Here is a 12997-nt window from a genome sequence, read left to right on the forward strand (position 1 = left end):
GGTCACCGGTTGTTTGAGAAGGTGAACAGCGATTGCAGCGCGTACATCACCCGGTCCAAGAGGAAGCCGATGATGCCGATGGTCAGAACCGCGACGATGATCCTGGCCAGCGACTGGCTGGAGCCGTTCTGGAACTCGTCCCAGACGAATTTGCCAAGGCCGGGGTTCTGCGCCAGCATTTCGGCGGCGATCAGCACCATCCAGCCGACCCCGAGCGACAGCCGCAGCCCGGTGAAGATCAGCGGCAGCGCCGAGGGCAGCACCAGCTTGGTGATCTTGGCGCGGGTGCTCATCTTCAGGACCTTGGAGACATTCACCAGATCCTTGTCGATAGAGGCCACCCCAAGCGCCGTGTTGATCAGCGTCGGCCACAGCGAGCACAGTGTCACTGTGATGGCCGACACCAGGAAGGATTTCGCGAACAGCCCGTCATTGCTGGCGTAAAGCGCCGAGACCACCATGGTCACGATCGGCAGCCAGGCCAGCGGCGAGACCGGCTTGAAAATCTGCACCAGCGGGTTGATCGCCGCATTGGCAAGCGGTGACAGCCCCCCGAGAATGCCTAGCGGGATCGCTACAACCGCGGCGATCAGGAAGCCGAAGAAGACGGTAAGGATCGAGGTCCAGATCTGGTCGTAATAGCTGGGCGCGCCGGTGTAGGGGATGTGCTTCACCTGATCCGCCTTGCCCTGGGCAATCAGCCGTTCGTTGCGCTGCTCCACCCGCTCGTAAAAGGCGGCTTCCTTGACCGCCTTCTGCTGCGCGTCCTGATGCAGGCTGACGGCTTCCGCCCAGACCTGGGCGGGGCCGGGGATGGCGCCGAGCGAGGTCTGCACCCGCGGGGCCAGCGTGCCCCAGAGCAGCAGAAACCCGAGAATGGCCAGCAGCGGCACCGCCAGCAGGCGCCAGATTTCCTTGACTTGGGCGCGCGGATTGTCGCCCGCCGCGGCCCTCAGGATGGGGGTGATCCAGGCGAGGCCCAGAACCTGGAACCAGGCGTCGGCCTTGCTGATGCGGTTGAAGAGCCGGGCGCGGCGGGCCTCGGTGCTGAGCGATGCGGGGTCAACGGTTGTCATGGGGACACTTTCAACTTGGCGTTTTGCTGGGTCGGCTGATGCGGGGGAGGGGGACGGCGCTCGCTCCTGCCGGAGCCTCGCCCCGCCCGCCCTCACGTCCGGGCTCAGCCCTGGACGGCGTTGCCGACGACGGTCTGGCTGCCCTTGAGGCCGATCGGCAGGCTGTCGAGGTAGGCATTGGGCGCGCGGCCGTCATAGGGGATGCCGTCAATCACATCCTCCGGCGGGGTAGGGGCCTTGTAGCCGTCGCTCTCCCAGGGGAAGTCCGCCTCATCGGCGAGGCCGTCCGCGACCAGCAGCCGGGCTGCTTCCAGATAGATCTCCGGCTTGTAGACAGAGCGGGCGACCTCATCGAACCAGCTGTCGGGCTTGGGGTCGGCGATCTGGCCCCAGCGGCGCATCTGGGTCAGGTACCAGACCGCGTCGGAATAGAACGGATAGGTCGCGTTGTAACGGAAGAACACGTTGAAGTCCGGCACCGCGCGGGTGTCGCCCTTTTCATATTCGAAGGTGCCGGTCATCGAATTGGCGATCACATCGTAATCGGCGCCGACGTATTCGGGGCGGCTGAGGATCTCCACCGCTTCCGGGCGGTTGGCGTTATCGTTTTCATCCAGCCACATCGCCGCGCGGATCAGCGCTTTGACAACCGCCAGCGTGGTGTTCGGGTTTTCCTGGGCAAATTCCGCGGTGATGCCAAAGACCTTTTCGGGGTTGTTCTTCCACAGCTCGTAATCTGTGATCACCGGCACGCCGATGCCCTTGAACACCGCCTGCTGGTTCCAGGGCTCGCCCACGCAGTAGCCGGAGATGGTGCCGGCCTCCAGCGTGGCGGGCATCTGCGGCGGCGGGGTCACCGACAGGAAGGCTTCGGCGGCGATCTGGCCGGTCACGTTCTCGGGGCTGTAGTAGCCGGGGTTGATGCCGCCGGCGGCCAGCCAGTAGCGCAGCTCGTAATTGTGGGTGGAGACCGGGAAGACCATGCCCATGTTGAACGGCTTGCCCCTGGCGTTGAAGTCCTCGATCACCGGTTTCAGATGGGAGGCGGAGATCGGGTGCGAGACCTTGCCGTCAGCGTCGGTAGGCAGGCTCGGCTTCATCATCTCCCAGACCTCGTTGGAGACGGTAATGCCGTTGCCGTTCAGGTCCATCGAAAAGGGGGTGATGATATGCGCCTCGGTGCCATAGCCGATAGTGGCGGCCAGCGGCTGGCCCGCCAGCATGTGGGCGCCGTCCAGGGTGCCGTCGATCACCCCGTCCAGCAGCACTTTCCAGTTGGCCTGCGCCTCCAGCGTGACAAACAGCCCTTCATCATCGAAGAACCCCTGCTCATAAGCGACCGCCAGCGGCGCCATGTCGGTCAGCTTGATGAAGCCGAAGGTCAGCACGTCCTTTTCCAGCTCCAGCATGTCAGCCAGTGCCGGGGCAGTCAGGGCGGTGGAGCCTGCGAGGGCAAGGATCAGGGTCTTCATCGGGTTGGTTTCCTTTGTTTGCTGCGTCCGGGGCAGACGCCCGGACAGAAAAAAAGCCGCTGACGCGCACCGCCGGGAGGAGTGGCGGTGGGTCGAGCGGCTTTGCTCAGTGAAACCCGGTCGTCGGGAAAAACTTTTTTGTCAGGCGCCATTGCCTGTCTGGGTTCAGTGTGCCGGAAGAGCGGCCCGGCGCCAAAGGGTTCTTTGCTGATGCAGCGAGAAATTCTGCATTGCAGCATTGGTGTTCAGCAGATTGCCTGATTTTTCATCACCCGGCGGCCAAGGGATCAAAAACGCGGCCATCGAAGAACCGGTTTTCCAGCAAGGCGGCCGGGTCCGATTCTCCGGCGGCCAGCGTTCCGGCGTCCAACGCGCCTTCCAGCTTGGACGATGCTGCCGGCAGCTCCGCACCGGTTCCGCTCAGGGCGGTGCGGTACAAATCGCTGCGGAACACAGGCGCCGCTTTTTCCAGCGCGGTCTGCGGATCCAGGCCGTTCCGTTTCGCCAGCCGCAGCGCAATCCATTGGGCCTGACTGCGCCAGGGAAAGCCGGCGGAACCGTCATGAAAGCCGACAAAGCCAGGCGCTTCGCGTTGCAGCCCCTGCGCGGTGACAGTAAACTTGCCCAGCAGGCCGCGCTCGATGATTTCGGCGGGCAGGTCGAGATACTGGCGGGCGGACAGAATTTCCGCGGCCAGACCGCGGCAGGAGGGGTCGGCCAGCCAGCGCCCTGCGCGCCACAGCGCCCGGATCAGCCGGCCGGACAGGCTGGGTTCCGTTTCGGCCCAATCGCTGCGGACGGCCAGCACCTTTTCCGGCGCGCAGGACCAGATGGCCCGGCCCGGCAGCAGCAGCGCGCCTTCGCCCTGTTCGACAGCGATGGACCCCCAGGGCTCGCCGACGCAGAAGGCGTCAATGCTGCCGCGCCGGAGTGCGTCAGCCATCAGTGGCGGCGGCACTGTGCGGATGCAGATGTTCTGCGATGCGTCCAGCCCTAGCCCTTCCAGCCAATAGGCCAGCAGCTCGGCGTGCATGGAAAAGGGAAAGGGCACACCGATCCGCAGCTCACCGCCGGTGGCGGCAGCCAGCGCCCGTCCGGCGGACACCGCATCGCCGAAGGAAAAGCCGTATCCCGCAGCGGCCATTTTACTGGCCAGCCTGCTGCTGACGCCGATAACGGTGCCATTGACGGACAGCACGGAGAGAACGGAAAACTGCGCGCTGGCACCGCCCAGGCCCATGGCCGCCGCCACCGGCACCGGGGCCAGCATCTGGGCGGCATCCACCTGGCCAAAGGCCAGCATGTCCCGCAGCGACGACCAGGACGGCGCGCGGTGCAGATCCAGTGTCAGCCGCTCTTCCGCGGCAAAACCCATCTCCTGTGCGGCAATCAGCGGCGCGGCATCCGTTAGCGGGACATAACCGGCAGGGATCCTCGTCAGGCTCATGCCAGCAGCCCCGCCGCCGTCACCAGCGCCTGCGCCACTTCTGCGACGCGCTTGTTCTGGTCCATCGCCGCCTTGCGCAACAGCGCATAGGCCGCATCCTCTTCGATGCCCCGGGCCTTCATGATCATGCCCTTGGCGCGGTCGATCACTTTGCGCTCTTCCAGTGCCCGCTTGGCCTCGGCCAGCTCGGTGCGCATCCGGTGGAACATCCGGAACCGCGCGATGGCGGCGTCCAGAACCGGCTTCAGCCGGGAAGGCTGCAGCCCGTCGACCACATAAGCGGAGACACCTGCCTCGACGGCGGCTGCAGACAGCCCCTCCGCGCTGCGGTCGACAAACATTGCCACGGGGCGTTCCTTGGGGCCGGAGGCCAATGTCAGCTCTTCCAGCACATCGCGCGAGGGGTCGGCGATGTCTATCAGCACGACGTCCGGGTCCCGGACCTGTATCTGGCGGGCAAGGCCGGATGGCTCTGAGATCACCTGAATATCGAATTCCCCGGCTTCCCGCAGGCCGTCCACGATCATGAACGCGCGTTCCCGGTCGCTTTCGACGACGATGATGGACAGGGCATCAGGCATGAGCCAGTACATCGGCTTGGGGCGTGTGATCTGTAAAGGCCTGCGAGGGCGCGCGGACGGCGTACCGCCCGGCTGTGCCCAATTATTAGGCAGGCTGCCGATACTTCCGGCGGCGGACGTAAAGCTGCTGAAAGGCTCCAAGCGCATTATTCGCACCCGGATTTCCACCAGCTGGCCCATACTGGCGGCAGCGCCCGATTCTGCGAGGAGACCTTTATGGCACAAGACTATCCCATCTATGGCCGGATCGACGGTCCCATCGTCATCATCGGCTTCGGGTCGATCGGCAAAGGCACGCTGCCCTTGATCGAGCGCCATTTCGATTTCGACGCCTCCAAGCTCACGGTCATCGAGCCAGATGCCGCCAAGGCAAATTTCCTGCGCCAGCACAAGATCAACCATCTGCAGGTCTCGCTGACGCCGGAAAATTACCGTGAGGTCCTGGGCGGGCTGTTCAGCGAGGGCAAAGGGTTCTGCGTCAACCTGTCGGTGGACACGTCCTCGCTCGAACTCATGACCTTCATGCGGGAGCTCGGCGTTTTGTACATCGATACGGTGGTGGAACCCTGGGCGGGATACTACTTCGGCACCACGGACAACGCTGCCCGCACCAATTACGCGCTGCGGCAGGCGGTCAGGGATGAAAAGGCGCGCAATCCCGGCGGAACGACGGCTGTCAGCTGCTGCGGTGCCAATCCCGGCATGGTCAGCTGGTTCGTCAAGGAAGCGCTGCTGACGCTCGCCCGCGATACCGGCCGCGACGTTGAAACACCTGCCAGCCGCGAGGAGTGGGCGCGGCTGATGCAGTCGCTTGGCGTCAAGGGCGTTCATATCGCCGAACGGGATACCCAGGCCCGCCGGGTGCCGCGCGCCCGCGGCACCTTCGTCAACACCTGGTCGGTCGAGGGCTTCATCGCCGAAGGCTTCCAGCCCGCCGAACTGGGGTGGGGCACGCATGAGACCTGGTTCCCCGAAAACGGCCACCGTCAGGACACCGGCTGCCAGGCCGCGATCTGGCTGGAGCGTCCCGGCGCAATCACCCGGGTGCACACCTGGTGCCCGACACCGGGGCCGCAGTTCGGCTTTCTGGTCACCCATAACGAGGCGATCTCGATCGCGGACTATTACACCGTCGGCGCGGGCGCCGATCCCGAATACCGCCCGACCTGCCACTATGCCTATCACCCTTGCGATGACGCGGTGCTGAGCCTGCATGAGCTGTTCGGCTCGGGCCAGCAGCAGGAGCGGCACCATATCCTGACTGAGGACGAGATCATCGAAGGTATCGATGAGCTGGGCGTGCTGCTCTATGGCCATGAAAAGAATGCTCTGTGGTTCGGCTCCCGGCTGTCGAATGAGGAAGCCCACGATCTTGCGCCCTATCAGAACGCGACCGGGCTGCAGGTCACCTCGGCGGTGCTGGCCGGCATGGTCTGGGCCCTGGAAAACCCGGAAGCCGGGATCGTCGAAACCGACGAGATGGACCATGCCCGCTGTCTTGAGGTGCAGCGGCCGTATCTTGGCCCGGTCGAGGCGCATTATACCGATTGGACGCCGCTGCAAGACCGCTGGGCGCAGTTCCCCGAGGACGTCGACGAAAGCGATCCCTGGCTGTTCCGGAACGTGCTAGCGAGCTGATCCTGCCGGGGCATCCGGGCGGATGCCCCGCTACTCCTTGCCCGAGCGCCATTCCTTCCACGCCAGGTAGGTATTGGCGCCAAGCGAGGCCAAGGGTTCCGGCGGCAGCTTCGGCGGCATCGGCTGGGCCAGGAAATGGCTGGCGATGTCTGAGCCGCCCTGCACCAGCAGCTCGGCGATGCCCATGCCCTGCAGGGTGCCGCGGGCAATGCCGAGGCCGTTCTGGCAGCAGGCGGAATAGACGCCCTGGTCCAGCTTGCCAAAGGCCGCCGATCCATTGCGGCTAAGGCACAGCATCCCGGCCCAGCGGTGCTCCATCCGCACGTCCCCCAGATGCGGGAACCGCTCCTTGAACTTGCGGTCGTGCACCCAGCCCGCGTTGCGCAGGCGCATGTCGCTGGTCTCGATGGTGGGGTGGAAACTGGAGCAGGTGCGGATCAGGATCCGGTCGCCGTAAGACCCGGAAATCCGCCGCACTGAGGTGCCCATCGGATCCGCAGGCGTGACCGACCAGCGGGATTCACCGCCCAGCCGCTCGATCTGTTCCGGCGTCAGCCGTTCCGTCATCGAGGCATAGAGGCATATGTGCATCAGGCGCCGCTGGTAGAAGCCGAAGCTTTCCAAGTGGCCGTTGTTGGCCAGGATGACCGCGCCGGTGGAGATACGCCCTTTTGGCGTTTTGACCAGCCAGCCGTTGCCCTGTTTCTCAAACCCGGTGGCAGGGGAGTTTTCGAACACGCTGACCTGCCCGGCCAGATGGCTGGACAATGCCCTGACATAGGCCGCGGGCTGGATCATCACCGTTCCGGGCGCATACAGGCCGGAGGTGTAATGCGGGCTGCCGGTCAGCGCCTGCATTTCCGCCTGGGAATAAAGCGTATGCGGCTCGCCCAGCCGCTCCAGATGGGCGGCGAAATCGCGATTGTGCTTGTCGCCGGCCTTGGTCGCGGCGGCGTTGATCTTGCCCGCTGGATCAAACATCTCCTGCGTCAGGGCGCAGTCTTCGGCCACGTCTTTGGCAAACGCGATGGCCTTGCGGTTGAAGGCAATGGCAGCCTTGTCCGCCTCCAGCCCCGCTCCCGCATAATTGTCAGATGACAAATCATGCGGCAGGTCGATCATGAAACCGGAATTGCGCCCGGCGGAGCTTTCGGCAAAGCGGCCGGCTTCCAGCACCGCCACCTTCAGCGAGGGGTCCAGCTGGTGCAGGCGGCGGGCAGCAGAAAGGCCCGCAAACCCGCCGCCGATGATGGTCACATCGGCGGTCAGATCGTGGTCCAGCACCGGCAAGGGGGCCTGGGGCGGCAGGATGGCATTCCATCCCGCAGCCCCTGTCTGCTTGGGCAGACGCTGGGCGGTGTACGCGGTCAATCCACGGCCTCGTCTGCGTCGTCGGCCAGGTCGATCCAGATGGTTTTCAGCTGGGTGTACTGGTCGTGGGCATGGACAGAGTTGTCGCGGCCGCCAAAGCCCGACTGCTTGTAGCCGCCGAAGGGGGTAGAGATATCGCCTTCGCCGAAGCTGTTCACAGTCACGGTGCCCGCCCGGATGGCGCGGGCGCCGCGGATGGCGCGTTTGACGTTGGCGGTGAAGATCGAGGCGCAGAGGCCGTATTGCGTGTCATTGGCGATGCGGATGGCCTCGTCAAAGCCGGAAACCTCGATCACCGACAGCACCGGGCCGAAAATTTCCTCGCGCGCCAGAACCGCATCATTGCCCGGCACCTCGACGACGGTCGCCTCGACAAAGGCGCCGTCATGCGCCTTGCCGCCCAGCACCACGTTTTCTGCCTGTTCCAAGTAGCTGCAGACCTTGTCGAAATGCGCGGCAGACACCAGCGCACCCATGCGGGTTTCCGGGTCCAGCGGGTCGCCCACATTCCAGGCCTTGGCGTGATGCGCGATGCGTTCCAGCAGCTCTGCCTTGACGTCCTTGTGCACGATCAGGCGGGAGGACGCAGAGCAGTTCTCGCCCATGTTCCAGAAGGCGCCGTTCACGATATGCGCGGCCACCCGGTCCAGGTTCTCGGCGTCGTCCATCACGATGGCGGGGTTCTTGCCGCCCATCTCCAGCACCACTTCCTTGGCGTTGCTTTCCGCCGAATAGCTGAGGAAGCGCTTGCCGGTCACGGTGGAACCGGTGAAGGAGACCATGTCGATATCCATGTGCCGGCCGATCGGCTCGCCCACCTCCGCACCGCCGCCGGGCACGATGTTCAGCACACCGCGGGGCAGGCCCGCTTCCATCGCCAGTTCCGCTACCCGCAGCGCGGTCAGGGTGGTTTCTGCGGCCGGCTTCACCACCACCGAGCAGCCCGCGGCCAGCGCCGGTCCGATTTTCCACGCCAGCATCAGCAGCGGGAAGTTCCACGGCAGCACCAGGCCGACCACGCCGATCGGCTCACGCACCACCATGGCGATGTGATCGTCGGAGGCGGGCGACACCTGGTCATAGATCTTGTCGATGGCTTCGGCGTGCCATTTCAGGCAGTGGATGGTCTCCGGCACGTCAACGGTTTCGCAGTCATAGATGGTCTTGCCGGAATCCAGGCTTTCCATCACCGCCAGCTCATGGGCGTTACGGGTCATCAGCTTGCACAGCCGGATCAGCACGTCCTTGCGCTCTGACGGGTGCAGTTTCGACCAGCGGCCGTCGTCGAAGGCCTCGCGCGCCTTTTCAACCGCGGCATCCACATCCGCCGCATCGCAGGCCGCGATGTCGGCCAGTTTCTCGCCGGTCGCCGGGTTCACGGTCTCGAACGTCTTGCCGGACGCGGCCGGGCAGAACTTGCCGTCGATGAACGCGCCTGTGGGCAGGTCCAGATTGGCGGCAATGGATTTATATTCGTCCTGAGTAAGCAAAGTCATGGCTTATCCCTCCGCCTCGATATCTGCGATTTTCTGTTTCAGCACCCGCACGACCTGTTCCAGCGCGCGTTTGTCGTCCTTGTTCAGCCCTTTCAGCGGCGCGCGCATGGCGCCGGCATCGATGCCGTTCATGGTGACACCATGCTTGATGGTCTGGATGAACTTGCCGCCCTGTTCGAGGACACGCATCAGCGGCATCATTGCCGACATGATGCGGCGGCCCTTGGCAAAGTTGCCCTCGATCACGCAGGCATTATAGAGCGCCACGTGTTCCTTCGGCAGGAAGTTCGAGCCGCCGCAAACCCAGAAGGGGGCGCCCCAGGCAAAGAACTCCAGTGCCTGATCATCCATGCCACAGCCCAACTGGATGTGCGGATAGTCCCGCGCCAGCAGATGCACCCGGTTGATGTCGCCGGAGCTTTCCTTGATGCCGCAGAAGTTTCGGGAGCGGCCGACGCAGTCGAGGAACTCCTCGCCCATCATGGTGCCGGTGCGGTGCGGGTAGTTATACAGCATCACCGGCAGGTCGGCGGCCTTGTCGATCGCCAGCGCATTCAATGCGTTTTCGCGGTCGGTCGGGACCGAGTAGGGGGGCGAGGCTAAGAGGATCGAATCCGCGCCGATCTCCTTGGCGCCTTCCGCCAGCGCGATGGAATCGCTGGTCAGCATCGCCCCGGTGCCCACCACCAGCGGCAGGCGGCCCTTCAGCCGTTCATGGGTGAAGCGGGCCAGGGCCACGCGCTCCTCCACGGTCTGGGCATAGTTCTCGCCGGTGGAGCCGCCGGAGATCAGCCCGTGCACACCGGCGTCGATCAGATATTCGATGACATCGGCCAGCGCGTCCCAATTGACGCTGCCGTCCTCAAAGTGGGGTGTCACCACAGGGGTGTAGATCCCCTCGAACTTGAAAATTGGGGTCATCTGCGTCCTCATGCAGGGGTTTTGCGCGCGATTGTGCCCAGCGGCACGTCCAGCCCTGCGGGCATGACGAACAGCTCGATCTGGTCGCGTGACAGGTTCCAATGCTCAATCGCCAGTTGGCCCGCCGCCGCCTCGTCGCCCGCTTCGATGGCGGCGATGATGGCGTCGTGCTGGCTGCTGGCCTCATCCAGGTTTTCCGCCATCCGGGCGTCCTGGGGGCGGTAGAAGGTCATCCCGATGCGGGCATGATCGATCAGCAGCCGCTGAAAGGACGGCAGCAGATAGATGTTGTCCGCCATTTCACCAGTGATCTCGTGAAAACGGTTGTTGGCCATCGCCCGGTCGGCGCTGGAGCCTGTTCGCAGGGCTGTCTTGAACGCCTCTTGCGCCGCCTTCAATGCGGAGACTTGAGCGGGCGTGGCGTGTTTGGCTGCCAGCTGCATCACCGCGCCATAGATCATCGGCGCGGCCAGGAAGAAATCGCGCAGAGTCATATGCGACATCTCGCTGACCCGCGCGCCGCGGTTTTCGCGCAGATCCACATAGCCCTCGCCCGCCAGCTGGCGCAGCACCTCCCGCAGCGGGGTGCGCGACAGGCCAGACTCCTCGGACAGCTTCGCCTCGTCCAGATCGGCGCCGGGGCGCAGCTCCAGCGTCATGATTGCGGTCTTCAGGCGGCTGTAGAGCGCAGCCTTCCGGTTCTTTGAGGCGTCTTTCATGGGGATCTCTCCTGCCGCTGCTGCGGAACGGATTCGTCGGTTCGCGGCCTCTATGACACAAAAATACATATTGTGTACACAGAAAAAATATGGTGTGTGCAAACTGCGGGTGCTCACCGCTTGCGGCCGGCAGGGCAGGAGGCTTAGCCTGTCCGGGCCGCAGGGCTGTGCAGCCAGGCCCGCCCAGCGTTACTTGTCAGGCGGTAGTCTCATGTCTAAAGCACAGCATTTTGCCTTTCTGCTGGTGGAGGAGTTCTCCCACCTTGCGTTTTCCTGCGCGGTGGAGCCCCTGCGCATTGCAAACCTGGTCAGCGGCGAGGATCTGTATGACTGGTCGTTCGGATCGGAGAACGGCGAGACAGCGACCTGTTCAAACGGCTCGGTAACGCTGGTGCATTACGGTTTTGACGCGATCCCGAAATGCGACCGGCTGTTTGCGCTGTCGGGCATCCGCATGCGCAACCATGTCACCAAACCCTTGCTGGCGGCGCTGCGCCGGGAGAGGGCGCGGGGAACACCAGTCGGCGCGCTGTGCTCCGGCGCTTGGGTGCTGGCCGAAGCGGGATTCCTGAACGGGATGCAGGCGGCAATCCACTGGGAATACCACGACAGCTTCATGGAGGCGTTTCCCGAGGTGAACCTGGTGCGTAGCGTGTTTGTAGCGGATGAAAAGCACGTGACGGCCTCGGGCGGCACTGCGACGGCGGATTTGATGCTGCATCTGATCGAGCGCGGCCACGGCTATGACCTGGCCGTGGCGGTGGCAGATCAGATGGTCTATAACGCGGTGCGCAATGCCACGGCGGAGCAGAAGGTCTCGCTGCAATCGCGCAACGGCATGCGCAACGCGCACCTGGCCCGCGCCATCCACATGATGCAGGATCACATCAGCGATCCCATCTCACCCGCCCGCATCGCCGAAGATATCGGTATCTCCACCCGCCAGCTGGAGCGGCTGTTCGGCAAATACCTGAACACCTCGCCCAAGAAGTACTCGATGGAAATGCGGCTGGAGCGCGCCCGCAACCTGCTGATCCAGACCGAGGCCTCGGTGACCGATGTGGCGCTGGCCTGCGGTTTTGACAGCCCCGGCCATTTCTCGCGGGTGTACAAGGCTGCCTTTAACGTAACCCCAATGCTGCAGCGCGGCCGGATCGGCTAGGAGCCGGAAACCGGCGCGGTTTCCGGCCATGAAAAATCGATTTTTCATGGCCGTTTTCATCGAATGAAAACGGCGGGCTTGGGGCGAAATCTTTGCTGGCCTTCAAAGCTGCATTTCCCATATTGGAATGAAGCCCTTTCATCCGAGCCACATGCCAGGAGCCGCAGATGTCCCGCCGCCACTACAACCTGCCGCCGCTCACCACTCTGGCCGCATTCGAGGCCGCCGCCCGGCACCTCAGCTTCAAGAACGCCGCGCAGGAATTGTCTGTCACCCCCGGCGCCGTCAGCCACCAGGTGAAGGCGCTGGAGGCAGAGCTGCAGGTGCCGCTGTTCCAGCGCAAGCACCGCGGCGTGGAACTGACGGAGGAAGGCGAGGCGCTGTTTGAAACCCTGGCATCCTCGTTCTCCAAGATCTCGCTCAGCCTGAAGACCATCCGCGACCGGCAGACCGGTGATACCGTGACCATCGGCTCCACCTCCGCTGTGGCCTCGCTGTGGCTTTCGCCCTCTGTGGTACGGTTCTGGCGCAAGCACCCGGACGTGAACGTCAACCAGATCGTCAACGACCGGCCCCTGCGCAGCGTACCGGACGTTGATTTCTATATCCGTTACGGGCGTGAACGGGATACCCGGGTGGAGCAGACCGAACTCTACCGCGACCATCTGGTGCCGGTCGGCAATGCGGATCTGGCGGACAAGCTCACCGGCTGCCCGCTGGAGGATCTGGCGCGGCAGCGGCTGCTGCATCTGGAGTCCGACGACAAGAGCTGGACCACCTGGGCGGACTGGTTCCAGCAGCTGGGCTATGACGGTCCCATCGCGCCGGGTGTGCGCGTCAACAACTACGCGGTGGCGCTGCAGGCGGCACAGGACGGGGTCGGGCTGGTGCTGGGCTGGCAGCGGCTGCTGCACCCCTTGCTGACCACCGGCCAGCTGGTGCCGATCGGCCCGCATGTTCTGGCCGCGCCGCATGGTTTCCATCTGGTGGGCCGCCCGGACGCCGAACTGTCGGAATCCGCCCGATTGCTTCGCAATTGGGTCATTGACGAGGTCAATCGAAGTTCAGGTGAATCCAGCTAATCCCAGCGCGAAAATTCCTGATATTGAGTGAA

Annotated in this window: 11 protein-coding genes; 3 read left to right on the forward strand and 8 right to left on the reverse strand. The window is 64.1% G+C overall.

Annotated elements, in window-relative coordinates:
- Positions 1 to 2: 2 nt before the first annotated feature.
- The 4 genes from AC5STI_RS20830 to AC5STI_RS20845 all read right to left on the reverse strand — a co-directional run bounded on the left by AC5STI_RS20830 (position 3) and on the right by AC5STI_RS20845 (position 4576).
- On the reverse strand, positions 3 to 1076 hold the full coding sequence (locus tag AC5STI_RS20830) for an ABC transporter permease (RefSeq protein ID WP_495448173.1): 1074 nt from the start codon (positions 1074 to 1076) through the stop codon (positions 3 to 5).
- Between the two features lie 104 nt (positions 1077 to 1180).
- Positions 1181 to 2548, reverse strand: coding sequence for a CmpA/NrtA family ABC transporter substrate-binding protein (locus AC5STI_RS20835; RefSeq protein WP_495448174.1), 1368 nt, complete (start codon positions 2546 to 2548; stop codon positions 1181 to 1183).
- A gap of 268 nt (positions 2549 to 2816) precedes the next feature.
- Positions 2817 to 3995, reverse strand: a complete 1179-nt coding sequence (locus AC5STI_RS20840) for a CmpA/NrtA family ABC transporter substrate-binding protein (RefSeq protein WP_495448175.1) — start codon at positions 3993 to 3995, stop codon at positions 2817 to 2819.
- Complete coding sequence (locus AC5STI_RS20845) at positions 3992 to 4576, reverse strand: ANTAR domain-containing response regulator (RefSeq protein ID WP_475053563.1); 585 nt, start codon at positions 4574 to 4576, stop codon at positions 3992 to 3994. The genes AC5STI_RS20840 and AC5STI_RS20845 overlap by 4 nt, the downstream gene beginning before the upstream one ends.
- A gap of 216 nt (positions 4577 to 4792) precedes the next feature.
- Between AC5STI_RS20845 and AC5STI_RS20850 the strand changes: the two genes are divergently transcribed.
- Positions 4793 to 6214 (forward strand): homospermidine synthase, encoded by a 1422-nt coding sequence (locus AC5STI_RS20850; protein WP_495448176.1) that lies wholly within the window; start codon positions 4793 to 4795, stop codon positions 6212 to 6214.
- A gap of 30 nt (positions 6215 to 6244) precedes the next feature.
- On the opposite strand, the gene AC5STI_RS20855 is transcribed toward AC5STI_RS20850, so the two are convergent.
- From AC5STI_RS20855 to AC5STI_RS20870, 4 genes are read right to left on the reverse strand one after another with little or no spacing between them, the layout of a single operon-like run.
- The gene (locus tag AC5STI_RS20855; RefSeq protein WP_495448177.1) at positions 6245 to 7585 is read right to left on the reverse strand and encodes an NAD(P)/FAD-dependent oxidoreductase; all 1341 of its coding nucleotides are present in this window, start codon (positions 7583 to 7585) and stop codon (positions 6245 to 6247) included.
- Positions 7582 to 9081 carry an aldehyde dehydrogenase gene (locus AC5STI_RS20860; RefSeq protein WP_495448178.1) on the reverse strand — a complete coding sequence of 500 codons (1500 nt, stop codon included), beginning with the start codon at positions 9079 to 9081 and terminating at the stop codon, positions 7582 to 7584. The genes AC5STI_RS20855 and AC5STI_RS20860 overlap by 4 nt, the downstream gene beginning before the upstream one ends.
- Positions 9082 to 9084: 3 nt before the next feature.
- The gene (locus tag AC5STI_RS20865; protein WP_495448179.1) at positions 9085 to 10002 is read right to left on the reverse strand and encodes a dihydrodipicolinate synthase family protein; all 918 of its coding nucleotides are present in this window, start codon (positions 10000 to 10002) and stop codon (positions 9085 to 9087) included.
- Positions 10003 to 10010: 8 nt separating this feature from the next.
- The gene (locus tag AC5STI_RS20870; protein WP_495448180.1) at positions 10011 to 10721 is read right to left on the reverse strand and encodes a GntR family transcriptional regulator; all 711 of its coding nucleotides are present in this window, start codon (positions 10719 to 10721) and stop codon (positions 10011 to 10013) included.
- 211 nt (positions 10722 to 10932) lie between these two features.
- Here AC5STI_RS20870 and AC5STI_RS20875 point away from each other — a divergent pair, with 211 nt between their 5' ends.
- Positions 10933 to 11883 carry a GlxA family transcriptional regulator gene (locus AC5STI_RS20875; RefSeq protein WP_495448181.1) on the forward strand — a complete coding sequence of 317 codons (951 nt, stop codon included), beginning with the start codon at positions 10933 to 10935 and terminating at the stop codon, positions 11881 to 11883.
- Positions 11884 to 12050: 167 nt separating this feature from the next.
- Positions 12051 to 12965 carry a LysR substrate-binding domain-containing protein gene (locus AC5STI_RS20880; protein ID WP_495448182.1) on the forward strand — a complete coding sequence of 305 codons (915 nt, stop codon included), beginning with the start codon at positions 12051 to 12053 and terminating at the stop codon, positions 12963 to 12965.
- The last annotated feature ends 32 nt before the right edge of the window (positions 12966 to 12997 follow it).

Source organism: Leisingera sp. CC-HEC096 (assembly GCF_059429235.1).